The sequence below is a fragment of the Neorhizobium descurainiae genome (assembly GCF_051400715.1).
GTDB lineage: Bacteria > Pseudomonadota > Alphaproteobacteria > Rhizobiales > Rhizobiaceae > Neorhizobium.
This window is the reverse complement of the sequence record NZ_JBLFFK010000002.1, coordinates 443510-466985: the sequence shown is the minus strand read 5'-3', so window position 1 is coordinate 466985 and position 23476 is coordinate 443510. Positions and strand designations below refer to the sequence as shown.

Below are 23476 nucleotides of genomic sequence, written 5' to 3'. Positions count from 1 at the left end.
AAATCGGAGAGGCCGGCTGCGTGGCCGCAGGACGCTAGGCGCTGCGCTCCAATGCGTCTCGGAAGGCCTGGACCTGGCGGTTGAAAGCCTGGAATTCCCGGCTGCTCATGCCCGATCGTTCAATCAGCATGTCGCCCAGGCACCTGCTCTTCTCGAGCAAGGCACGGCCGGCGCCGGTGAGCCGGACGTGAACCTGGCGCTCGTCCGTCTTGCTGCGGCGGCGCTCCACCAGGCCTGCCTGCTCCAGCCGTTTGACCGGGGGGGTGATCGTGCTCGATTCCAGCGAGAGCCGGTCGGCGATGGCGCCGATGGTGATGCCGTCGTTCTCGGCGAGCGTGCTCAGGACCAGATATTGCGGATAGGTGATGCCCATCTCGTCCAGCATCGGCTTGTACAGGCGGTTGATGGCGATGTTCGTTTCATAAAGCGAAAAGCAGAGCTGATCGTCAAGCGGGTAGGGAACGTGTTCGGACACGGAATTTCTCCAGGTGATCGCGGTCGGCCGTATCCATACCACAAAAAATGATATCGCGATAAAGATTCTTGTAGACAGGTATCGAAAGCTCCGCTAGATTTTGATTATCGCAATAATTAATATCGAGGTATGAAAATCGCGATACCCCAAAAGGTGCGGTTCATCAGAACGACATGCACCGCTAGCATGAATGCCTGGCGCGGCCTCTTCCGACCGGTACGCAGCCGCGCAGTCCATTCACGTCGCAATCATTCGAAGATAGCTTTCAAGAAGGACAAAGATCATGAGCAGCAACTTCATCACCACCAAGGACGGCACGCAGATCTTCTACAAGGACTGGGGTCCTCAGGATGCCCAGGCGATCGTCTTCCATCACGGCTGGCCTCTGAGCTCCGACGACTGGGACGCCCAGATGCTGTTCTTCCTGCATCAGGGCTTTCGGGTGATCGCCCATGACCGCCGCGGCCATGGCCGTTCCAGCCAGACCGAGACCGGCAACGAGATGGACACCTATGCCGCCGACGTCGCGGAACTCGCCGGGCATCTCGATCTCAGGAACGCTATCCATGTCGGGCATTCGACGGGCGGCGGCGAGGTGGCGCGCTATGTGGCCCAGTATGGCGGCGGCGGCCGCGTTTCGAAAGCCGTCCTGCTCGGTGCCGTGCCGCCGATCATGGTGAAGACGGAAAGCAATCCGGGCGGCCTGCCGATCGAGGTCTTCGACGGCTTCCGCGCAGCCCTTGCCGCCAATCGCGCGCAGTTTTTCCGCGATGTCCCGGCCGGCCCGTTCTACGGCTACAACCGCCCCGGGGCGCAGGTCTCCGAAGGCGTGATCCAGAACTGGTGGCGGCAGGGCATGATGGGCGGCACCAAGGCCCATTACGATTGCATCAAGGCGTTTTCGGAAACCGATTTCACCGAAGACCTGAAGAAGATCGACGTGCCGGTGCTGGTCATGCATGGCGACGACGACCAGATCGTGCCAATCGCCGACTCGGCGCTGCTGGCGATCAAGCTTTTGAAGAACGGCACGCTGAAGGTCTATGAAGGCCTGCCGCACGGCATGGCGACCACCCACGCGGATATCGTCAACGCCGACCTGCTCGCTTTCTTCAAGGGTTGAGCTCGAAAGGCGAGGGGCTCGCCGCAGCGCGGCGGGCCTCACAGCGAGCAGCGACGAACCGGCGATGGTTCCGAGCAGGATGGCGAGCATCATCGGCCAGAACCGCCGCAGGACCGTGCCGACGCCTGGGCCGGCAGCCAATTGCCAGACATTGGTCACGAAGGAGGGGACGATCGGCAGGCTTGCGGCGGCGAGAGGAAACATGGCGATATCCACGCAAGCGGATAAAGTCACTCCCAGACCTTTCCGATGAGCCGGTGAAATCGCGTCATCGGACAAGAAAAGAAAACGCCGAAGTCGTATGCCCTGCATCTTTCGCGTGCTTTCGGTCTCGATTATAGCGACATGGGTTATGCGAGCCGGGGGCGGGCAACGATGCGAGTGTTGATAGCGGTTGTTTCGGCGGCCGTCATTTTGGCGAGTTGCACGCCGCGAGGAGCTATGGTGGATTTGCACACCAATGGCAAAGGGGAGTTGAGCCGCGTCGTGATGACCAGATCGACTGGTGACAAGGCGGCGGACGAACATGTCAGGCGAGCCGCGATCCGGAATTTTCACAATAAAGTGCCGACGCCGCGAAAGAATACGGTCTACCACCAGCCCGCGAAAGTTTATTTCCCGCCCGAACCTTATTTCCAATAGAAAACTGAATGCAGAAGGCGGAGATCAAACTCTCCGCCTGTATATTTCATGCCGATCGACGTGATGCGTCAGATGCCGCTCTTCAGGATATCCCGCAGCTTGCCGAAGATCTCGTCGATATGGTGTTTTTCGACGATCAGCGGCGGCGACATGGCGATGATGTCGCCCGTCGTGCGGATCAGGAGGCCGTTTTCATAGGCCTTCAGGAAGGCGGTGAAGGCGCGTTTGGTCGGCTCGCCGGCGATCGGATCGAGCTCGATCGCGCCGATCAGGCCGATATTGCGGATGTCGATGACATTGGGCAGGCCCTTCAGCGAATGCAGCCCTTCCTCCCAATAGGGAGCGATTTCCTTCGCCCGCTCGAATAGGCCTTCCTCCCTGTAGGTTTCGAGCGTCGCAAGACCGGCGGCGGACGCGATCGGATTGCCCGAATAGGTATAGCCGTGGAAGAACTCGATCAGATGTTCAGGACCGTTCATGAACGCGTCGTGGATTTCCGAGGTCACCAGAACCGCGCCCATCGGGATCACGCCGTTGGTCAGGCCCTTGGCGGTGGTGATGATGTCGGGCTTCACGTCGAAATACTGGGCGGCGAAGGGCGCGCCCAAGCGGCCGAAGCCGGTGATGACCTCGTCGAAGATCAGCAGGATGCCGTGCTTCGTGCAGATTTCACGGAGCTTCTGCAGATAGCCCTTCGGCGGGATGAGCACGCCGGTCGAGCCCGCGACCGGTTCGACGATGACGGCGGCGATGGTCGAGGCGTCATGCAGCGTGACGATGCGCTCCAGCTCGGCCGCAAGATCGCCGCCATGTTCCGGCTCGCCCTTCGTGAAGGCGTTCTTGCCGGGGATATGGGTGTGCGGCATATGGTCGACGCCGGTGAGCAGCGTGCCGAACATCTTCCGGTTGGCGACGATGCCGCCGACGGAGATGCCGCCGAAATTGACGCCGTGATAGCCGCGCTCGCGGCCGATCAGGCGGAAGCGGGAACCGTTGCCCTTGGCGCGATGGTAGGCGAGCGCCACCTTCAGCGCCGTTTCGACCGATTCCGAGCCGGAATTGGTGTAGAGCACGTGGTTCAGGCCTTCCGGCGCGATATCGACGAGACGGTTGGCAAGCTCGAAGGCTTTCGGATGGCCGAGCTGGAAGGCGGGCGCATAATCGAGCTCGCCCGCCTGTTCGCGGATCGCCTCGGTGATCTTCGGACGGCAGTGGCCGGCATTCACGCACCAGAGGCCGGCGGTCGCATCGAGCACCTGGCGGCCGTCATGGGTCGTGTAGTGCATGTCCTTCGCACTGACGAAGAGACGGGGCTCCTTCTTGAACTGGCGATTTGCCGTGAACGGCATCCAGAAAGCGCGAAGGTCGTTGGGCGTGCTGAGGCGATTGGACATGCTGTTCTCCACCGGCCATCCCGAGCAGGTTCGAGGGCCATTTCCGATCGGCGGCTTTGCGCCGGTTTTTTGACTGCATGGTCAAATTATCAGGGGGAATGGGGGCGTCAACTGCCTTTGGGCGGAGAGGGTCCCCGCAGGCTCACGGCCATCCAAGCGGGACGAAGGCCTTCTTGATCGTTTCCGCCAAGGCATCGACAGCCGGACGGGACCGATAGGCCTTCCGCTTCAGGAGCACCCGAGAGAAATCCACCGGCGGAAAGCCGTCGTCCTGCGTCAGCTCCCGGCAACCGGCGGGAATGCTGCTGCGCGACAGCGGCGCGACGCCGAGACCGGCGGAGACCGCCGACCGGAGCGCGCCGCTCGTCTCGCAGGTGAAGGCGATCCGGTAGTCGATCGCGTGCCGTTCCAGGGAGCGGATCGCGAATTCGCGGCACCAGTCCGACCGGCGGTAGACGGCGATCGGCACGGGCCGCTGCAGATGGGCCTCATGGGCGGTCGAGGCGACCCAGACGGTGGGGTCTATCGCCAGGACCTCTCCGGACTTGTCGTTGTTCCAGTCGAAGATGATCGCAAGATCGAGCTCGCCGCTTTCGAGCGCCTGGAGCTGCTGGGACGTGTAGCCGCATTCCACGGTGACTTCCGTCGCCGGGTGCCTTTCGGCAAAAGCCGCAAGAGCACGCGGAAGGACGGTCTGGCTGTATTCCTCCGGAATGCCGATCCGCAGCGTGCCGTCGAGCGGTGTCGCCTGCATGAGAGCCGTCGTCTCGTCCACCAGACCGACGATGCGTCGCGCATGGGGCTCCAGGCGAAGCCCTTCCTCGGTGAGATAGACGCCGCGCGGGCCGCGCTCGAAAAGGGGCCTTCCGACGATGTCCTCCAGGCGCTTCACCTGCATGCTGACCGCCGACTGGGTGCGGCCGAGCTTCATGGCGGCCTTGGTGACGTTGCGGGTTTCCGCAACGACGAGAAAGCTTCGCAGAAGATCGCTTTCGAGAGGGAGCGCCATAGGACCAGAAATCGATTTCGCTAATGGCTGGCATCGTAACTATTCATTTGTGCGATGTCTACGGCGGCTGATGATAGGCCTGTTTTCTTGCGGGAAGAAGGCCATGACTTCGATCATCACGCGTGCCGCATCGGCGATCGCCGCAGCCTGGCGCAACCATGAACGGAAACGGATGGAGCGACAGGCGCTGCTGACGATCATCAGTCGCAAGAACGATCATCTGCGCAGGGATGTCTGTCCGGCGACGGACGACGATCTTTCGCCGCCACAACGGCGCCCGCGCATCAAGCGGGACCAAGCGGCAGGAAACTGCCGGCAGCCATGACAAGAAAACCCCGCCTTCGGCGACCCGAAGACAGGGATTGGACCGTTTACGAATACACGGCCGCGATCGGCGGAGACGTCATGTCAGCGCTGTCATCCTCAAGCATCAAGCAGCAGCGGATTTCTTCTGAGCCGGCGCGCAATAAATCTCTTCCAGCGTCTCCAGGACCTTCAGGACCGACTCCGACGAGCTGGAATAATAGATGGTCTGGGCGTCGCGGCGGGTCTTAACCAGCTTCTGGGCGCGCAGCTTGGAAAGATGCTGTGAAAGAGCAGACTGGCTGAGGCCGACCTGGGACGCGAGCGCGCCGACGGCAACCTCGCCCTTCACCAGGCAACATAGAATCATCAACCGTTTAGGATTGGCCATCGCAGACAGCAAGCTCGCCGCTGCGGTGGAATGCTCGGATAATGCCATCGTGTCCATCGACTACAGTTCCCCCTGTACTCCAAAGCGGCCCCCCGCTTCAAAATTCGCCCGTTCGTCCTACAGGCGAAAATTAACAAGGAGCAAACAGGATTGTATATCCCTAAATTTCAGGTAACAGATTAACGTACTTTAGCGTCTTCAAAAACATAATCAAGCACTGCCCGGGGCGAGGCGGCAAGGACATCAAATTCGTGCCGAAGTAGAAAATCCCCTGCAATCAGGTCTATTCCGGCCCGATCTGCGCCGACGAAACGCCAGTTCTTCCCGTTTTGCGTGTGGAGACGAGCGGCAAAGGTCTCCGCCAGATCCGTCATGCCAATCAAATTTTCAGAGAGGTCGAGCCAGTCGGAGGTGATTCCCGGTTCGCGAATCACCAAATCATCGCCGGACAGTAAATATGCACGGCCGAAGCCTCCGTTCAGCGAAGCGCTCTGCGGAGTGATTCGGAAGAAGCGGAAATCTCCGAAATCCGCATAAAGGGCGGCTTTCGGGTGGCGGTGAAGGAAGCGCCGGCGGATGCGGGCATGCTCCGGCGTATCGCGGGCGACGCTTTCGGCAAGGCACTGGACCGTAATTCGCGGATGGGCGAGCGGATCGCCCTTGCCCGGCTCGCCGGCAAGCAAGGAGCAGCGCGGATCGGCGACGAGCCCCTTCGTGTGGCCCGAGAGGCCGGAGACGAGGATCACCGGCACGCCGTCGACATCGGTGCCGGTCAGCGCCCGGCTGACCGAGGGAAAACCGGTCTCGGGATCGAGGACCGCGAGCGCCATGTAGCGCACGCCGCGGACCAGCGTGCGGGCGAGGCGGCGGGCTTCGTCGTCCGTATCGCGCAGAACCTTCGGCTTGTCTGCCTCGGGCGGTTGGTCGGCCTGCGGCGGCCTGCCGGTCTCGGTTTTGCCGGACTGGGATTCGTCGGCCATCTCGTCCACTCCTGTTTCGCCGGCGGGCATACCACCTGTCGTCGCGGGGCGGAAGCCGGCGGAATGCCTCGGTCAGCCGCCGTCGCGCCGGCGGTGGCGGGTGAGGCCGGCGACAACGTCTTCGGCGGAGATCGTGCCGATGATCGCGCCGTTGTCGACCACCCCGACTGCGCCCGGCTGGCGTGACAGCGCGTCGAGGATATCGACGAGCGGCGTATCGGCGCGGGCGGTGGCGGAGACGGCCGCCGCGCCGGCCCTGGCATTCACGCCCGGACGCATCACGTCGCTTGCGGTCAGCATGCTGATCGGATTCATGTGCTGCACGAAATCGGCGACATATTGGTCGGCGGGCGCCCGGACGATTTCCTGCGGCGTGCCGCACTGGATGATGCGGCCGCCCTCCATGATGGCGATGCGGTTGCCGATGCGGAAGGCCTCGTCGAGATCGTGGCTGACGAAGAGGATGGTCTTCTTGAGCCGCCGCTGGAATTCCAGAAGCTCGTCCTGCAGGCGGGTCCGGATCAAGGGATCGAGCGCCGAGAAGGGCTCGTCCATCAGCAGGATCGGCGCGCCGGTCGCAAAAGCGCGGGCAAGGCCGACGCGCTGCTGCATGCCGCCGGAAAGCTCGCCCACCTTGCGGTCGGCCCATTTCGCCAGGTTGACGAGTTCGAGCTGTTCGCCGACGCGGCTCTTCCGCTCGGCCTCCGCGACGCCCGCAAGCTCCAGGCCGAAGCCGACGTTTTCCGAGACGGTGCGCCAGGGCAGCAGGCCGAACTGCTGGAAGACCATGGAGACCGTGTGCATGCGCAGGTCCCGCAGCACTTTCGGGCTTGCCTTATAAGGATCGACCGGCCCCGACGGGGTCGCGACGCGGACGGAGCCGCGCACGACCGGCGCCAGGCCGTTGACGGCCCGGAGCAGGGTGGACTTGCCGGAGCCAGAAAGGCCCATCAGCACGAGGATCTCGCCCTCGCGGATCGTCAGCGAAGCATCGGCGACGCCGAGCACGATACCGGTCGCGGCGCTGATCTCGTCGCGGGTCCTGCCTTCGTCCACCATGGCCAGCGCCCGTTCCGGGTTGTCGCCGAAGACGATGTCGACGCGATCGAAGACCACGCAATCCGTCATCTGTTCGCTCATGCGCCGTCTCCCGTCGAGGTGCGGAACATGCGGTCGAGGATGATCGCCAGGATGACGATGCACAAGCCCGCCTCGAAGCCGCGGGCGATGTTGACCGTATTGAGCGCGCGGACCACCGGAACGCCGAGGCCGTTGGCGCCGACCAGCGCGGCGATCACCACCATCGACAGCGACAGCATGATCGTCTGGGTCAGCCCGGCCATGATCTGCGGCATGGCGAAGGGCAGTTCCACCTTGCGGAGCACCTGCGCGGGCGTGGCGCCGAAGGCGACGGCGGCTTCCGTCAAGGCGCCGGGCGTCGAGACGATGCCGAGGCGGGTGAGCCGGATCGGCGCGGGAATGGCGAAGATGACGGTGGCGATGAGGCCGGGCACCATGCCGAGGCCGAAGAGGATCAAGGCGGGGATGAGGTAGACGAAGGTCGGGATGGTCTGCATCAGGTCGAGGATCGGCCGCATGACCTCGTAGACCCAGGCGCGCCGGGCCGCGAGGATGCCGAACGGCACGCCGACCGCCATGCTGACGGCGGTGGCTGCCAGCACCAGCGCCAGCGTCTCGGTCGTTTCCTTCCAATAGCCCTGGTTATAGATGACGAGCAGTCCGAGGCAGGTGAAGAGCGTGACGCCCACCGAGCGGCGCAGCCACCAGGCGAGCGCGGTGATGAGGGCGATCAGCACGTAGGGGTTCGGCCATTGCAGCACGAAAAGCAGGGCGTCGATGACCCCCGACAGCACGGCGGACAGCCAGTCGAAGAACCAGTCGGCATTGGCCGTTAGCCAATCGACGAAATCCTTCGCCCAATTGCCGAGGCGCAACTTGCCGCCGGAATCCACGAGCCATTCGGGAAGCCAATTCACGTTCGAAGCCTGTCTTGGTCGAGGGGAAATCGTGTCAGGCGGCTGTAAAGGTACAAGGCACTTCGGCGGGCTTCCTCTGGTCTCCCCCCTTGAGGGGGAGATGTCACCGAAGGTGACAGAGGGGGGTAGCCACGCTGCGGCAAACAATGAAGTCGGTGAGGTGCCGAGACATCACCCCCCTCTGCCCTGCCGGGCATCTCCCCCTCAAGAGGGGAGATCGGTCTGCCGGGCTGTCTTTTTCCCATGCGCGTTTGCCCCTGTCCGCTCAATGCTCACAGCCCGAGTTCGGACTTCACCGCTTCGAGGCCCGGCTTGCCGTCCTTGGTGGTGACGCCGGCGAGCCATGGTTCGACCGCCGTGCCGTTCGCCTTCAGCCACTTGGTGGCGGCGTCCTCCGGCTCGTCGCCGTCGTTCAGGATGCCGCCCATGATCTCGTTCTCCATGGACAGCGAGAACTTCAGGTTCTTGATGAAGGCGCCGACATTCGGGCACTCGTCCGTGAAGCCGGCACGCACGTTGGTATAGACCTCGGCGCCGCCGAAATTCGGCCCGAAGACGTCGTCGCCGCCGGAAAGATAGGTGAGCTTGAAATTGCTGTTCATCGGATGCGGCTCCCAACCGAGGAAGACCACCGGCTGGCCGGCCTTGTCGGCGCGGGCGACCTGGGCGAGCATGCCCTGTTCGGAGGATTCCACCACCTCGAAGCCGCCGAGATCGAACGTGTTCTTCTCGACCATGCCGAGGATCAGGCGGTTGCCGTCATTGCCGGGCTCGATGCCGTAGATCTTTCCTTCCAGCGCATCCTTCTGCTTGGCGATATCCTTGAAATCTTTGATGCCGAGCTCGGCGCCCTTGGCGTTTGTGGCGAGCGTATACTTGGCGCCGACGAGGTTAGGCCCGAAGGATTCCACCGACTTGTCGGTGAGGTAGGGGCGCACATCCGCTTCCTGGGTCGGCATCCAGTTGCCGAGGAAGACGTCGATGTCCTTGTTCTTCAGCGAGCTGTAGGTGACCGGGACGGAAAGGACCTTCACGTCGGTCTCGTAGCCAAGCGCCTTCAAAAGGACGCTGGCGGTCGCCGTGGTGGCGGTGATGTCGGTCCAGCCGACGTCGGAGAAGCGGACCGTGCCGCAGGCTTCCGGTTCGGCGGCCATGGCGCCGGTGGCCAGCACCAGGACGGAGGCTGCGGCTGCGAGCGTGGTTTTCAGCGAGGTGGTGATGCGCATGAGTTGCTCCCCTTTTTCTGGTTCCCGCCATTATCAATATATGCTGAGACGAGGCAAGCGTGCGCATTCGCGGCCATGGATCGGCGCTATTTGCGACATTTGTGACTTTGCCGGCGCGCCGCTTCCGGCACATATTCCTGTGAGTATCGGCGAATGCGCGCTTCCGTCGAATCCCGTTCGCGATCAGAAGCGGAGCATGGCAAAGCTTTATTTCCATTACGCGACGATGAATGCCGGCAAGTCGACCATGCTCCTGCAGGCCTCCTACAATTACCAGGAGCGCGGCATGCGCACGGCGATCTTCATCGCCGCGCTCGACGACCGGGCCGGCAAGGGGCGCGTGTCTTCCCGGATCGGGCTTTCCTCCGACGCTATCCCCTTCGGATCGTCGGACGATCTCTTTTCGGCGATCGAGGCCATGCACGGCGAAGAGCCGATCGCCTGCGTCTTCGTCGACGAGGCGCAATTCCTGTCGGCCGAACAGGTGTGGCAGCTCGCGCGCGTCTGCGACCGGATCGGCATTCCCGTTATGGCCTACGGGCTGCGCACCGATTTCCAGGGCAAGCTCTTTCCGGGCTCGCTGGAACTGCTCGCCATCGCCGACGAGCTGCGCGAAGTGCGCACCATCTGCTTCTGCGGCCGCAAGGCGACCATGGTGGTGCGGCTCGACGCCGAGGGCAATCTCGTACGCGAGGGAGCGCAGGTCGAGGTTGGCGGCAACGAGAAATACGTCTCGCTCTGCCGCCGGCACTGGGAGGACCGGATCCGCTGCGAGTGACGGTCGGCGTCTGGGCTGAGCGTCGCGGCGAGATCGACCATTGTCAAAGCCGAATATCGTCGCGCCGCCGTGGCGGAATTTCCCGGCGGCACTATCTTCTCCCGTGACGGGAGGAGAGGCGGCGTGGTGGGAAAACGGGTTTTCGACAGCGAAATCGCGCGCATAGGCGACATGCTTTCTGCGATGCGCGAGGCGTTCGAGCCGCCCGCCGCCCTGCTTGCGGGAGCCGCCGGCAATCGCGAGCTTCCCGACGAGGCGAGACTTGCCGCGGCGGACGGGAACCTCAAGGCCGCGGTACCGGAACTGCAGGCGACCGAGAAAGCCATCGCCCGGCTCGTGGCGGGCCTTGCCGCGGAGATCGGCATCCGGAGGTCGGAGTTCGACACGCGCGAACGGCCGACACGTCTCGAAAGGCTGATCGGCCATGTTTCGAAAGCCGCCATGCGCCGGCGGATCGAGGCACGCTGGCGCCGCGCCGTTCCGCCCGGCCATCTTGCCGAGCTTCTGCGCCGCGCCGATCTTCTCGTCGGCCTCGTGAAGGCGGAGCGCGATATCCTTCTCGCACAGCGCGCGAAGAGCGAAGGCGATCTGCTGGCATTCATCGACGGCCGGCCGTATGTCATCGGAAAGCTGCGCAGCGAGATGGGCGGGGCGATGACCCGGGTCGAGGCCGCGCGGCATGCGGAACGTGGCGTATCCGTTTTTCAAGGCTTCATCGATGCGCTGAACGGGCGGGTCAAGGTCTTTAACACGCTTCTCCACAAGCTTATGGCCGATACGGAAGATCTGCTGATCCTCCACCAGGCCGTTTCCGAAACCGCCCGACATGGCGACGAGGGGCTCAGGCCGGAGCCCTTTCCGAACCTTGCGGCCGAGATTGAGCGCTTTGCGAAGGGCATGCTGACGGTGCGCGGTCTCGACCGGCGCAAGGATCACGCCGACCGGGCATTCGCCGAGCGGTTTCCTGCGGAGGCCGCGGGGGAGGCGGCGGTGGAGGTCCGGCCGGCGAAGGCGGTCTTCTGGCTGCCGGCGATCTTGCGCTTCAGGCCCGCTCGTTCCTGAGCGGGTTTCCCGCCGGCCCGCGCTTTGGCGATTCTTTTCCTATGGTTGCGGCGAAAGGCTGCGACCAGTTGTGCTCTTCCGGGGGAACACATATGTGTTGAGCACACTCGGAAGCCGCCTTACAGGAGACAGCGATGCTCGACCGGATTACCGCCTTGTTCCAACGGATCGGACAGGCCGTCGGCAGAGGCATCGGCCTCCTGGTCGCCTGGCTCCTCTGGCCGTTCATGGCCGCGCACGGCTGGTACGGCCGACGCCACTGGATGGTGAAGGGGCCGATCCTCGCCCTTCTCGTGCTCCTCGTCGGCCTCTACGGCTATTTCTTCTGGCAGACGCAGGTGTGGAGCGGCTTCAACCCGAATTTCGTCGACAGCTACCGCTGGTCCGAGCGCACCGTGCCCGCGGGGCAGGAACTGCCGCCGACGACGGCGCCCGCAGGCGCCAACGCGGCTCCCGCAACGACCGCGACGAATACGGTCGCCCGGCAGTGCCAGTCGTCGGCGATCGTCGACGCCGCGGCCGACCTGACCGACATGAACGTCAACCAGAACGCCTGGATCTCCTCGATGCTGCTCTACCGGCTCGGGTTCTTCGGCATCGACTGGGACCACACGCCCTTCCTCGACAACAAGGCCTCGTTCCAGCGCGGCGTGAACCAGGCCGTGCGCCGCACCTCGACCGAACTCGTCGACACGCTCGGGCGCGTGCGCGGCACGTCCGGCATCAACAGCAACCTGCAGGACGCGCGCGGAAACCTGCAGTTCGACGAATATTCCTGGTATTTCGGCCTCGATCCCTTCGGCTTCAAAACGCCGACGCCGGCCTATTACCGTACGGCAATCCAGAAGCTCCGGGCCTTCAACACCGACCTTTCGTCCTGCAACGCGACGTTCGACACCCGCGCCGACAATCTGATCCAGTTCGTCGACCGCATCGCCAACGATCTCGGCGGCACTGCCGCGATCCTGCGCGAGCGCTCGGAAAACAACAGCGCCGGCTGGTTCGATACGCGCGCCGACGACCGGTTCTGGTTCGCCTACGGCCAGCTCTACGGCTATTACGCCGTGCTTTCCGGCGCCGGTGCCGATTTCGCCCAGGTGATCCGCGAGCGCAATCTCGGATCGCTCTGGAACGATACGCTTGCCCGCTTCAGGGCAGCGTTGCGCGTCCGGCCGGCGATCGTCTCCAACGGCCGCGAGGACGGCATGATCATGCCGAGCCATCTTGCCGTGATGGGGTTCCATACCCTGATGGTCCGTTCGAACCTGGTGGAAGTGCGGTCGGTCCTCGATCGTTAAGGCGTCTCGATCGGGAATTCCTTGCGCCGGATTCGATATCTGACTAAAGTCAGAGAATGGAGAAGGAGCATATAGCGCAGGTCCGCCGCTTCAGCCGCGCCGTCACGCAGCATGTCGGGGCGCTCGAGGACAGCTATCTGCAACGCGGCCGGCCTCTCGGCGAAGCCCGCCTCATTCACGAGATCGGCGAGAAGGGCATCGACGTGCGCCTTCTGCGGGAACGCCTGAAGCTCGATTCCGGCTATGTGAGCCGTCTCTTGCGTTCGCTCGAAGGGCAAGGGCTCATTGCGACCGATCACGGCGGCGGGGACCGCCGGGTGCGGCGCGTGGCGCTGACGCCCAAGGGCCGCGCCGAGCGTGCGACCTACGACACGCTCTCGGACCAGCTCGCGATGTCTTTCCTGATGCCTCTCGGTCCGAGCCAGCGCGTCCGGCTGGTCGAAGCCATGGCGGAAGTCGAACGCCTGCTCCGGGCGGGTTCGGTCGAAGTGAATTTCAAGGCGGCAGCCAGTCCGGCCGCCCAGGCCTGTCTCGCGCGGTATTTTTCGGAGTTGGCGACGCGTTTCGACACGGGTTTCGATCCGGACAGGAGCAACTCGGCCACGGTTGCGGAGATGACGCCGCCCGCCGGTTATTTCGTTCTGGCGGAATTCGACGGAGCACCCGTCGGATGCGGCGCTCTGAAAGTGACCGGTGCTTCGACCGGTGAAATCAAGCGGATGTGGACGGCGCCCGACGCGCGCGGGCTTGGCATCGCACGGCGCGTGCTGCGGGCACTCGAAGCCAAGGCGCGGGAGATCGGGCTCGGCACGCTTCGCCTCGAGACCAATCGCGTGCTCCTGGAGGCGCAGACGTTCTACCGAAGCGAAGGCTATCGCGAAGTTGCTGCTTTCAACGCCGAACCCTATGCCGACCACTGGTTCGAAAAGCAGATCTAGCCCATGTTCCCGGTTCAGTTGCCCGGTTCGTCGAGAAAGAAGGTCACGCCCGGGCGCTGGGCGAAAAATTCGTAGGTGATTCCCACCACCTCGCCGCCGGTGCCCGGCTTGTCCCGGAACTTGCCGACGGAGCGGACGTATTTGTAATGTTCCGCATCGGACTTGATCCGGTAGATGTTGTGATAGGTCAGCCGACCGGCGCTGGCGCGCTCGAAGGTTTCCATGAGCAGCGGCATGTCTTCGGGATGGATGCGGGCGCCGATCTCCACGAGGTTCATCGGGCCTTCCCGATGTTCGAGACCGAAAATGCGGCTGACGTCCTCGGTCGCGAACAGGTGGCCGCTATCGATATCGAAACGCCAGAAGCCGTAAAGGCGGAAGGCAGTCGCGAGTTCGACGACTTCCGTGTCGCTCAAGCCTATCATTTCGTGTTGTCTGTTCGGATTTGTCCGGGCGAGTTCAAGCCAGAATGGCAATCGGTTTCTCCACGCAGGATAAGGATACGTCGCCCCCGTATCCTCTGTATCTATACGATCAGTTTCAATCTGATGGCTTTAGCTACCAACTGCGTGCGATTAACGCAATCCAGTTTCTTAATGGCATTCGTCATATAAGCATTCACCGTGTGATCCGAGAGCGACAGGATGCGGCCGATCTCGACCGAGGTCTTGCCCTGCGCAGTCCAGCGGACGACTTCGAGTTCGCGGCTGCTCAGGGGGCCGGCGGCGGCCGACTTGGCGCTGCGGCGGAGCTTGTCGAAGACATCGAAGGCATGCAGCACGATCATGCCGATCTCGTTCAGCTCCACCTGCGTGAGGCGGGGCCGGACGCCGTCGAAGCGCAGCATGAAACGGTCGCCGTCGACGGAATTGAGCGACATGGCGACGCTGGTGAGAATGTCGTAGCGGCGCTGGAGTTCTTCCATGGCGGCAGGGATCGCAAAGCCGCGGACGTTTTCCGGCTCGTCGACCGACCAGCAAAAGGGAAGGGCGGATTTCGCGATGAGGGGTGCGACCGGGCACAGCTTCAGCAGGCGCCGGCGGTCGAATTCCTGGACATAGGCGCCGGGCAGCGTCGTCTCGACGATCATCCGCGACATCAACACCTCATCCGGCGAGGTGGCGGCATACAGCGTAACGTGGCGGAATCCGAATTCATGGGCGGTCCGCTGCAGGGCGCCAAATATTTCCACCTGCGAGTCGGCGGCCGAAATTTCGCTGTTGAGTATCGATTGCCGTTCCAAGGTTATCATGCAGGTCAGCTGAAGAAATATTTATGTTAACGTTAACAAATATACAAATCTGTTTGAATAGCCAGCGAATTTTCGTGCAATGCAACAGATACTCAGGAAATTTATGACAGGCAATCACTTTTTTCTCGGGAATTCAGGGGGTTATCCCGAACAGGCCTTAGACGGGGATATGTCCGGTTCCCTTAACTTCCTCCATCACCGCATAGGTATGGGTTTCCCGGACGCCCGGGAGAGGAAGAATCACCTCCGACAGAAACTGGCGGTAGGCTTCCATGCCGGCGACGCGCGCCTTCACCAGATAGTCGAAGCCGCCCGCCACCATGTGGCATTCCATGACGTCGTCGCTGCGTTTGACGGCGGCGGCGAATGCATCGAAAACGTCGGGTGTGGTACGATCGAGCTTCACCTGCACGAAGACGAGCAGGTTGCGGCCAAGCTTCTCCGGCGAGAGCTGCGCGCTATAGCCGAGGATGTAACCCTCGCGGGTCAGCCGCTTGACGCGTTCGGCGGTCGCCGTCGGCGAAAGGCTGACGCGATCGGCGAGTTCTATGTTGCTGAGGCGGCCTTCCTTCTGGAGCGCCCGAAGGATCTTGCGGTCGAGACGGTCGAGTTCCTTCATTTTTGCCTGCCAAGTGGAATGAATGTAGTTTAATATCCGGTGAGTATCGCAGAAATCCGCCGAAATCGCCAGGGAATTCCCGCTATGTGGGGAATGAAACGGAGGCATCCATGAACCAGCAGATTCTGACCCAGCCATTCATTCCCTTCAACGCCCCCTATGCCGGCGACGACGACCGGCTGATCCGGCAATTCGCAGCCCGCACCGGTTTCTCGCCGGCGCAGGACGCGGCGATCGACCAGCGGGCGCGGCGGATGATCAGCGCCATCCGCGACGGTTCGGGCAAGGTCGGCGGCGTCGAGGATTTTTTGCGCGAATACGGGCTTTCGACCCGCGAGGGGCTGGCGCTGATGGTGCTCGCCGAAGCGCTGCTGCGCGTGCCGGACGCGCTGACGCAGGACCGGCTGATCGAAGACAAGCTGCGGGAGGGCGGCTGGAGCACCCACGAGGCGTCCGGCGAGAGCTGGTTCGTCTCGGCCTCGGCATGGGCGCTCGCCGTCTCGGCCCGCGTCATCGGACCCGGCGAGACGCCGGAGGGGATCCTTCGCGGCCTCGTCAAGCGCGTCGGCCTGCCCACCGTGCGCAGCGCCACCAAGCAGGCGATGCGCTTCCTCGGCCACCATTTCGTGCTCGGCGAGACGATGAAGGACGCGCTTTCCCGCGCCGCCAGGAGCGAGGAGAAAGGGTACCGCCATTCCTTCGACATGCTGGGCGAGGGCGCCCGCACGGCGGAAGACGCCAAGCGCTATTTCCGCTCCTATGCCGACGCGATCCAGTCGATCGGCGCCTATATGGCGAAGAACGGCAAGGGCAAGCAGCTTCCCGACCGCATGGGCATTTCCGTCAAGCTCTCGGCGCTGCATCCGCGCTATCTTGCGACCCATCGCGACCGGGTGATGAAGGAGCTGGTGCCCGACCTTCTTGACCTTGCGCGGATGGCGAAGGAATACCAGCTCAACTTCACCGTCGACGCGGAGGAGGCCGACCGGCTGGAACTTTCGCTCGACGTGATCGCGGCCGTCTTTTCCGACCCCTCGCTTTCCGGCTGGGACGGCTTCGGTCTCGCCATCCAGGCCTATCAGAAGCGCTCGACGGCGGTGATCGACTATGTCGACCAGCTCTGCGCGACGCTCGGCCGGCGGATGATGGTGCGCCTCGTCAAGGGCGCCTATTGGGATACGGAGGTGAAGCGGGCGCAGGAGCGCGGCCTCGAAGACTATCCGGTCTGGACGCGCAAGCCCGCGACGGACCTTTCCTATCTCGCCTGCGCGCAGCAGCTCCTTTCCAAGCGGGCGCGTATTTTTCCGCAGTTCGCGACCCACAACGCCCTGACGGTCTCCACCATCCTGGAGCTTGCCGGACCGGACCGTTCCGGCTTCGAGTTCCAGCGGCTGCACGGCATGGGCGAGGCGCTCTACGACGACCTGCTCGAAAGCAACGACCGGATCGCCTGCCGCATCTATGCGCCGGTCGGCGGCTATCGCGACCTGCTCGCCTATCTCGTGCGCCGCCTGCTGGAGAATGGCGCCAACTCCTCCTTCGTGGCGGTGGCCGGCGACAAGAACGTCGCGGTGGAGAAGCTGCTGGAAAGACCGGCGGCGCGGCTGGGGCTCGACGACGGCATCAGCGCGCGGCACAGGCAGATCCCGCTGCCCTCCGACATCTACGGGCGCCGCAAGAACAGCGCCGGTTTCGAATTCGGCCATCGGGAAAATCTGGAAAAGCTCATGGCGAGCCTCGACAGGCCGTGGCCGGAGGTGAAGGCGGGGCCGCTGGTCGCCGGCCTCGCCTCGAAGGCCGAGGAAAAGCCGGTCACGTCGCCGGCCGACCGGTCGAAGATCGTCGGCACCGTGCGTCACGCGACCGTGCAGGACGTCGACGCCGCGTTTACGGCAGCCGGCAAGGCCTTCAAGGCCTGGTCGCGCCAGCCGGTGGAGACCCGCGCCGCCTGCCTGGAGCGGATGGCCGGCCTGCTCGAAGAAAACCGAGACCGGCTGCTGGCGCTGCTTGCCGCGGAAGCCGGCAAGACGCTGGACGACGGCATCGCGGAGATCCGCGAGGCGGTGGATTTCTGCCGCTACTATGCCGACAGAAGCCGCGAACTCTTCGGCATGCCGGTGCCGATGCCCGGCCCGACCGGCGAGGACAACCGGCACTTCTGGCGCGGCCGCGGCGTGTTCGGCTGCATCTCGCCCTGGAATTTCCCGCTCGCCATCTTCCTCGGCCAGGTCTCGGCGGCGCTCGTGGCCGGCAATACCGTGATCGCCAAGCCGGCGCCGCAGACGCCGCTTATCGCTTTCGAGGCGGTCAAGCTCTTCCATCAGGTCGGGGTGCCGGCGGAGGCGCTGGCAATGCTGCCGGGCGGTCCGGAGGTGGGTGCGGCGATCACCGCGCATCCGAAGCTCGCCGGCGTCGCCTTCACCGGTTCGACGAAGACGGCATGGGCGATCAACCGGGCGCTTGCCGCCAAGGACGGTCCGATCGTGCCTCTCATCGCCGAGACCGGCGGCATCAACGCGATGATCGTCGACGCCACGGCGCTTTCCGAGCAGGTCGCGGACGACGTGGTCGTCTCGGCCTTCCGCTCGGCCGGCCAGCGCTGCTCGGCATTGCGGCTGCTCTTCCTGCAGGAGGATGTCGCCGACGGCATGCTGAAAATGATCGAAGGGGCGGCGGCGGAACTCAATCTCGGCGATCCCATCAGGCAGAACACCGATGTCGGCCCGATCATCGACGAGAGCCAGCGGCGGATGCTTTCCGACCATGTGGCGGAGATGCGGACGAAGCAGAAGGTGCGCTATGCCGGACATGTGCCGGAGACGGGCAATTTCTTCGCGCCCCATATCGTCGAGCTCGACAGCCCCGCGGCGCTGACCAGGGAAGTCTTCGGCCCCGTGCTGCATGTGGTGCGCTGGAAGGCGAAGGAGCTCGACAAGGTGCTTTCCGCCATCGACGCCACCGGCTACGGCCTGACGCTCGGCATCCACAGCCGTATCGAGGCCACGATCCGCAAGGTGACGGAGGCGCTGGATGTCGGCAATGTCTATGTCAACCGCAACATGATCGGCGCCGTGGTCGGCACCCAGCCTTTCGGCGGCTCGGGCCTTTCCGGCACCGGCTTCAAGGCGGGCGGCCCGGCATACCTGATGCGGTTCGCCGAGGAGCAGGTGATCTCGGTCAACACGGCCGCCGCCGGCGGCAATGCCAGCCTGATCGCGATCGGCGAGGGGTGAGACGCGCCGGCCGCAGGCCGGCAAAACGCTCCGGTGGAGCGTTTTGAGCGTCGAACGCCCGGAGATCAAGCGACGGGCTGGGATACGGCGCAGCGTACTGGGTCTTACTCCCGCAAACGGAAAGGCTCGGACCGCCGCTCCGGGCCCTTTTCGTCGAGCGGTGAAACATCGAGGATGATCTTTTCGACCCGCAATTCCAGCGGTTTCATGCGATCTCCGCGCGGTTCAAGGACGCGCTCCGCATAGTCGGCGATAGGGAAGGCTGCAAGACGGATGCAAACGAAGAAACGCCGCACCTTGCGGCACGGCGTTTCTTCGTCTTGGGCAGGGAACAATCAGAATTTCTTGCTGACGGACACTTTGAACGAGCGACCGGCTTCGCTGAAATAGTCGCGGCTGGCCATTGTCGTGCCGTCCGGCACGCTGACGGCATCCCAGTATTTCTTGTCGAAGACGTTGAAGACGCCCGCCTGCACCCGGAGGCCCTTGACGTCGATGTCGCCGATCCGTTCGGGAGCCCACCAGGCGGACAGATCGACGATACCGTAGCCGGGCGCTTCGAAACCGCGGGACGTGCCGGTTCCGCTTACCTTGTCACGCTTCGATGCCATGGAGAGCGAGACGTCCGTGCCCCAGGTCTCCGCCGCATAACCGAGGCCGACGATCGCCCGCAATGGCGCGACGGAGTTCAGATATGCGCCGGTTCCGGTATCGCGGCCATGCGTCCAGGCGAACGAGCCCCAGGTGCGCCAGTTCGGGTGGAACTGCCATTCGCCCGAAAGCTCGAGACCGTATATGTGGACCTTGTTGAGGTTTTCGTAGCCAGTGATGCCGCCCACCGGATACTCGCCACCCGGAGGCGCGATCATGACGGTGTCGATGAAGTTGCGATAGTAGTTGTTGAAGACCGTGGCCGAGAACGCATAGTCGGTCGCCTGGTATCTGGCACCGATCTCGAAGCCGTTGCTGGTTTCCGTCTCGAGGTCGGGATTGCCGATGCGGGCATAGGAGCCCGGAGCGCCATAATTCTGGTAGAGCTCCAGTGCGGTCGGGGCGCGGAAGCCGCGGGCATACTGGGCGAACAATTCCAGTTCCTGGGTTGCCTGCCAGGCGAAGCGGAGCTTTGGCGAAATGCCGAAATCTTCGCTCGACTTGAGATAGGCGGGATCGAAGTTTGGGCTGCCTTCGAATGCGGCGGTGGACTTAGGATCGTGGCTATACCAGTCGAAACGGACGCCAGGCGTTATCGTCAGGCGGTCATCCATCAGCTTGATATCGTCTTCGACAAAGGCGCCGAATGTGACGCTATCGACGTCGGGCATATCCGATGAGTTCGAATGCAGCATACGGCAAGATTGCGGGCCGACGCTTTCGCCGCCGATCGTCAATTCGGGGATCGTCGACCAATCGACATCCGGGCAATTGTCGACGCCGGAGGAATATTGGTGGGTCTTCTGCCAGTAGAGTTCGCCGCCAAACCGGAATTCGTTGCTGACGCCGCCGATCTGCAGCTCTTTCTTGGCATCGCCGGTGATGCCGTAGGAGGTCTGCTCGATCATGTTGTTGCGTTTGTAGACGCCGTAGGGAGGACCATACAGCAGGTCGGCGCCGCTTTGCCCCGTATCGGTGATGAAACCCGGAATGAAGGCACGCCCGTCCATGAGGCGGGTCGCATCGACCGTGTTGTTCAGTTTTTCCTTCTGCCAATAGATGTTGACGCTCGCCTGGTCGACAATGTCTGTACCGTCGGGGGAGATGAAGTCGTAGGAGCCGGAGAAGCGCTTGCGATCGACCTCCTCTCCGGATTTGAAACTGCCCTGTTCGTAGCTCGATGTCGTGCCACGCATATTGTCGATGTCTTCATCGCGATTGAACAGGTCTGCCGTCAGGCCGAACCGGTGGCCGCCTTCCAGATACTGATGGAATTTTACCAGCAGATTCTTCTGGTTGTAATCCATTGGATTGGCCTCGGTGCGCGTCGAGCCGTAACCACCGACATCACCCTGGTTGTCGGTCTCGTGTCCCTTCTTGTAGCCGCCCTGAATCAGGAGCCAGCTGTCGTTGGCACGACCGGCAATGGCGGCGTTGCCGCCAAAGCTGTCATCCGTGCTGTCATAGGTGCTCTTGGTAAGCGCGCCGAAATTCTTGCCGTCTTCGATAAGGTCCTCGGGATTGAGAGTGCGCAGTTCCACGACACCGCCGAGCGCGCCGGAGCCGAAGCGGCTGGAATCGGCGCCCTTGGTGATGTCCACCGAAGACAGGCTGTCGAAGTCGAAAGCATTCACGCCACCCTGCGCGCTGTCGCGCGGGTCGGTCAGCCAGGGCAGGCGGATGCCGTCGATAGTTGTCAGGACGCGCTGGTCCTGAAGGCCGCGGATGTTGACGCTCTTGGTGGCGCTGTTGAAATTCACGCCGGCATCGATGCGTCTGGCGAAATCCTTGAAATCGGTGACCATGCGCTGATCGAGCTTCGGGCGTTCGGTCGTCTGCGTCAGCGGGGAATCAGCCACCCGGCCACCTTTTTCCGCCTGCAGGACGATCGGTTTCAGTTCGGTCGACTGGCTGGCCGTTTCCCCTTCCTGTGCGTTGGCCGCAGACGTGATGCCCAAAGCAACAACGACTGCCGTTCCGGCCCACAGATGCCGGTGTCGTGACGAAGCTGAAATCATGAAAGTCCCCTAAAAAACATGCGACAGCGCCACGCGCCGTTGCTCACGAGCGCGCGGGAAGAGCTTGGATTTATCGATTTCCGCTCAGCGGAAGCCCCGGGAAGGAGAATTAAAAATCTCCACAAAAGGAGTCAAGTTTAAAATGGAATATGATACTCAAGTTATGGTGTGGCGGGATGACACGGTATTCGGAATGCGCGACGTGACCGGTCCAGCCATTCCCACATTGCTTTTCCTTCGTTATTCATAACTAAACGGGCATATTTTAAACGCCGCCAACCATGGGAACGGGGGAAGAGCGCATGGCAGCCGTCAAGTCGGATATCGAGATCGCGCGCGCCGCGGCCAAGAAGCCGATCGCCGAGATCGGGACGCGATTGGGAATACCTGCGGAGGCGCTGGCACCCTACGGCAACGACAAGGCGAAGGTGGGTGCCGAATTCATCGCCTCGCTTTCGGGCCGCGAGGACGGCAGGCTGATCCTCGTCACCGCGGTCAATCCGACGCCGGCCGGCGAAGGCAAGACGACCACGACGGTCGGCCTCGGGGACGGATTGAACCGCATCGGCAAAAAGGCGGTGATCTGCATTCGCGAGCCTTCGCTCGGCCCCTGCTTCGGGGTGAAGGGCGGGGCGGCCGGCGGTGGTTATGCGCAGGTCGTGCCGATGGAGGACATCAACCTGCATTTCACCGGCGATTTCCACGCGATCACGGCGGCGCACAACCTGCTTTCGGCGCTCGTCGACAATCATATCTACTGGGGCAATGCCGAGAACATCGACGTGCGCCGCATCACCTGGCGGCGCGTCATGGACATGAACGACCGGGCGCTGCGGCAGGTCGTCGCCTCGCTCGGCGGTGTCGCCAACGGCTTTCCGCGCGAGAGCGGCTTCGACATCACGGTCGCCTCGGAAGTGATGGCGATCCTCTGCCTGGCGGCGGATCTCGAGGATCTCGAAAGGCGGCTCGGCGATATCGTCGTCGGCTACCGCTTCGACAGGACGCCGGTGTTCGCCCGCGACCTGAAGGCGCATCAGGCCATGACGGTGCTGCTCAAGGATGCCATGCAGCCGAACCTGGTGCAGACGCTCGAAAACAACCCGGCCTTCGTGCATGGCGGCCCGTTCGCCAACATCGCGCATGGCTGCAATTCGGTCATCGCCACGAAGACGGCGCTGAAGCTCGGCGACTACGTGGTGACCGAAGCGGGGTTCGGAGCCGATCTCGGCGCGGAAAAATTCTTCGACATCAAGTGCCGCAAGGCGGGGCTGAAACCCGATGCGGCCGTGATCGTCGCGACGGTCCGGGCGCTGAAGATGAACGGCGGCGTGAGGAGGGACGATCTTGGCCGCGAAGACATCGAGGCGCTGAAGCGCGGTTGCGCCAATCTCGGCCGGCACATCGCCAATGTCAGGAAATTCGGCGTACCGGCGGTCGTCGCCATCAATCATTTCACGTCCGATACGGAGGCCGAGATCGCGGCGGTGAAGGACTACGTGGCGCGGCACGGGTCGGACGCCATCCTTTGCCGGCACTGGGCGGAAGGTTCGGCGGGCATAGAGGAACTGGCGGAGAAGGTGGTGGAGCTTGCGGAAGGCGGGCAGGCGAAGTTCCAGCCGCTCTATCCCGACCATCTGCCGCTTCTCGAAAAGATCGAGATCATCGCCTCGAAGATCTATCATGCCGGCGAGGTGACGACCGACAAGGGCGTGCGCGACCAGCTCAAAGCCTGGGAGGAGCAGGGCTACGGCGACCTGCCGATCTGCATCGCCAAGACGCAATATTCCTTCTCCACCGATCCCAGCCTGCGCGGCGCGCCGGAGGGCCATGTGGTGCATGTGCGCGAAGTCAGGCTTTCCGCCGGCGCCGGCTTCGTCGTCGCCATCACCGGCGAGATCATGACCATGCCCGGCCTGCCGCGCGTCCCCTCGGCCGAGCGGATATTTTTGAATGAAGAGGGGTTCGTGGAGGGGTTGTTCTGAAGGGGGCGCCGAGCCGATTGCCCCTCACCCTGACCCTCTCCCCGCTTGCGGGGAGAGGGGACGTGCCATGCTTGACGGTTTGATCAGCGGAAAACGGTGCGGCAC

20 protein-coding genes are annotated in these 23476 nt (G+C 63.2%); 8 read left to right on the top strand and 12 right to left on the bottom strand.

Annotated elements, in window-relative coordinates; translation table 11 throughout:
• Positions 1 to 34 precede the first annotated feature (34 nt).
• A complete protein-coding gene (locus tag ACMGE0_RS05835) occupies positions 35 to 475 on the bottom strand; it encodes a MarR family winged helix-turn-helix transcriptional regulator (protein ID WP_436814914.1) in 441 nt (146 codons plus the stop codon).
• 283 nt (positions 476 to 758) lie between these two features.
• On the opposite strand from ACMGE0_RS05835, the gene ACMGE0_RS05830 reads away from it, so the two are divergent.
• Positions 759 to 1598 (top strand): alpha/beta fold hydrolase, encoded by an 840-nt coding sequence (locus ACMGE0_RS05830; protein ID WP_436814913.1) that lies wholly within the window; start codon positions 759 to 761, stop codon positions 1596 to 1598.
• A gap of 710 nt (positions 1599 to 2308) precedes the next feature.
• Here the strand turns inward: ACMGE0_RS05830 and aptA are convergent.
• Both aptA and ACMGE0_RS05820 read right to left on the bottom strand, forming a co-directional pair.
• Positions 2309 to 3634 carry an omega-aminotransferase AptA gene (gene aptA, locus ACMGE0_RS05825; protein WP_436814912.1) on the bottom strand — a complete coding sequence of 442 codons (1326 nt, stop codon included), beginning with the start codon at positions 3632 to 3634 and terminating at the stop codon, positions 2309 to 2311.
• A gap of 142 nt (positions 3635 to 3776) precedes the next feature.
• Positions 3777 to 4643: a LysR family transcriptional regulator gene (locus ACMGE0_RS05820; RefSeq protein WP_436814911.1), complete on the bottom strand. Its 867-nt coding sequence runs from the start codon at positions 4641 to 4643 to the stop codon at positions 3777 to 3779.
• Between the two features lie 103 nt (positions 4644 to 4746).
• On the opposite strand from ACMGE0_RS05820, the gene ACMGE0_RS05815 reads away from it, so the two are divergent.
• A complete protein-coding gene (locus tag ACMGE0_RS05815) occupies positions 4747 to 4968 on the top strand; it encodes a hypothetical protein (protein WP_436814910.1) in 222 nt (73 codons plus the stop codon).
• Positions 4969 to 5073: 105 nt separating this feature from the next.
• On the opposite strand, the gene ACMGE0_RS05810 is transcribed toward ACMGE0_RS05815, so the two are convergent.
• The 5 genes from ACMGE0_RS05810 to ACMGE0_RS05790 all read right to left on the bottom strand — a co-directional run bounded on the left by ACMGE0_RS05810 (position 5074) and on the right by ACMGE0_RS05790 (position 9540).
• Complete coding sequence (locus tag ACMGE0_RS05810; RefSeq protein WP_436814909.1) at positions 5074 to 5394, bottom strand: ArsR/SmtB family transcription factor; 321 nt, start codon at positions 5392 to 5394, stop codon at positions 5074 to 5076.
• Between the two features lie 122 nt (positions 5395 to 5516).
• The gene (locus ACMGE0_RS05805; RefSeq protein WP_436814908.1) at positions 5517 to 6317 is read right to left on the bottom strand and encodes a HugZ family pyridoxamine 5'-phosphate oxidase; all 801 of its coding nucleotides are present in this window, start codon (positions 6315 to 6317) and stop codon (positions 5517 to 5519) included.
• A gap of 72 nt (positions 6318 to 6389) precedes the next feature.
• Complete coding sequence (gene choV, locus ACMGE0_RS05800) at positions 6390 to 7445, bottom strand: choline ABC transporter ATP-binding protein (protein WP_436815072.1); 1056 nt, start codon at positions 7443 to 7445, stop codon at positions 6390 to 6392.
• Positions 7446 to 7453: 8 nt separating this feature from the next.
• Positions 7454 to 8314, bottom strand: coding sequence for a choline ABC transporter permease subunit (choW, locus tag ACMGE0_RS05795; RefSeq protein WP_436814907.1), 861 nt, complete (start codon positions 8312 to 8314; stop codon positions 7454 to 7456).
• A 272-nt stretch (positions 8315 to 8586) separates the two neighbouring features.
• Positions 8587 to 9540 carry a choline ABC transporter substrate-binding protein gene (locus ACMGE0_RS05790; protein ID WP_436814906.1) on the bottom strand — a complete coding sequence of 318 codons (954 nt, stop codon included), beginning with the start codon at positions 9538 to 9540 and terminating at the stop codon, positions 8587 to 8589.
• Positions 9541 to 9736: 196 nt separating this feature from the next.
• Here ACMGE0_RS05790 and ACMGE0_RS05785 point away from each other — a divergent pair, with 196 nt between their 5' ends.
• From ACMGE0_RS05785 to ACMGE0_RS05770, 4 genes are all read left to right on the top strand, one after another.
• On the top strand, positions 9737 to 10318 hold the full coding sequence (locus ACMGE0_RS05785; RefSeq protein WP_436814905.1) for a thymidine kinase: 582 nt from the start codon (positions 9737 to 9739) through the stop codon (positions 10316 to 10318).
• A 123-nt stretch (positions 10319 to 10441) separates the two neighbouring features.
• Positions 10442 to 11380, top strand: a complete 939-nt coding sequence (locus ACMGE0_RS05780; RefSeq protein WP_436814904.1) for a hypothetical protein — start codon at positions 10442 to 10444, stop codon at positions 11378 to 11380.
• A gap of 134 nt (positions 11381 to 11514) precedes the next feature.
• Entirely contained in the window at positions 11515 to 12678 is a 1164-nt protein-coding gene (locus ACMGE0_RS05775) for a DUF2333 family protein (RefSeq protein WP_436814903.1), read from the top strand.
• A gap of 56 nt (positions 12679 to 12734) precedes the next feature.
• Complete coding sequence (locus tag ACMGE0_RS05770) at positions 12735 to 13616, top strand: bifunctional helix-turn-helix transcriptional regulator/GNAT family N-acetyltransferase (RefSeq protein WP_436814902.1); 882 nt, start codon at positions 12735 to 12737, stop codon at positions 13614 to 13616.
• A 14-nt stretch (positions 13617 to 13630) separates the two neighbouring features.
• On the opposite strand, the gene ACMGE0_RS05765 is transcribed toward ACMGE0_RS05770, so the two are convergent.
• From ACMGE0_RS05765 to ACMGE0_RS05755, 3 genes are all read right to left on the bottom strand, one after another.
• The gene (locus tag ACMGE0_RS05765) at positions 13631 to 14041 is read right to left on the bottom strand and encodes a PAS domain-containing protein (protein WP_436815071.1); all 411 of its coding nucleotides are present in this window, start codon (positions 14039 to 14041) and stop codon (positions 13631 to 13633) included.
• Between the two features lie 101 nt (positions 14042 to 14142).
• Complete coding sequence (locus tag ACMGE0_RS05760) at positions 14143 to 14877, bottom strand: helix-turn-helix transcriptional regulator (protein ID WP_436815070.1); 735 nt, start codon at positions 14875 to 14877, stop codon at positions 14143 to 14145.
• Positions 14878 to 15025: 148 nt separating this feature from the next.
• Complete coding sequence (locus tag ACMGE0_RS05755; RefSeq protein ID WP_436814901.1) at positions 15026 to 15487, bottom strand: Lrp/AsnC ligand binding domain-containing protein; 462 nt, start codon at positions 15485 to 15487, stop codon at positions 15026 to 15028.
• A gap of 110 nt (positions 15488 to 15597) precedes the next feature.
• Between ACMGE0_RS05755 and putA the strand changes: the two genes are divergently transcribed.
• Positions 15598 to 18720, top strand: a complete 3123-nt coding sequence (gene putA, locus ACMGE0_RS05750; protein WP_436814900.1) for a bifunctional proline dehydrogenase/L-glutamate gamma-semialdehyde dehydrogenase PutA — start codon at positions 15598 to 15600, stop codon at positions 18718 to 18720.
• 335 nt (positions 18721 to 19055) lie between these two features.
• Here the strand turns inward: putA and ACMGE0_RS05745 are convergent, their stop codons facing one another.
• Positions 19056 to 21389 (bottom strand): TonB-dependent hemoglobin/transferrin/lactoferrin family receptor, encoded by a 2334-nt coding sequence (locus tag ACMGE0_RS05745; protein WP_436814899.1) that lies wholly within the window; start codon positions 21387 to 21389, stop codon positions 19056 to 19058.
• Positions 21390 to 21691: 302 nt separating this feature from the next.
• Here ACMGE0_RS05745 and ACMGE0_RS05740 point away from each other — a divergent pair, with 302 nt between their 5' ends.
• A complete protein-coding gene (locus ACMGE0_RS05740; protein WP_436814898.1) occupies positions 21692 to 23371 on the top strand; it encodes a formate--tetrahydrofolate ligase in 1680 nt (559 codons plus the stop codon).
• Positions 23372 to 23476 lie beyond the last annotated feature (105 nt).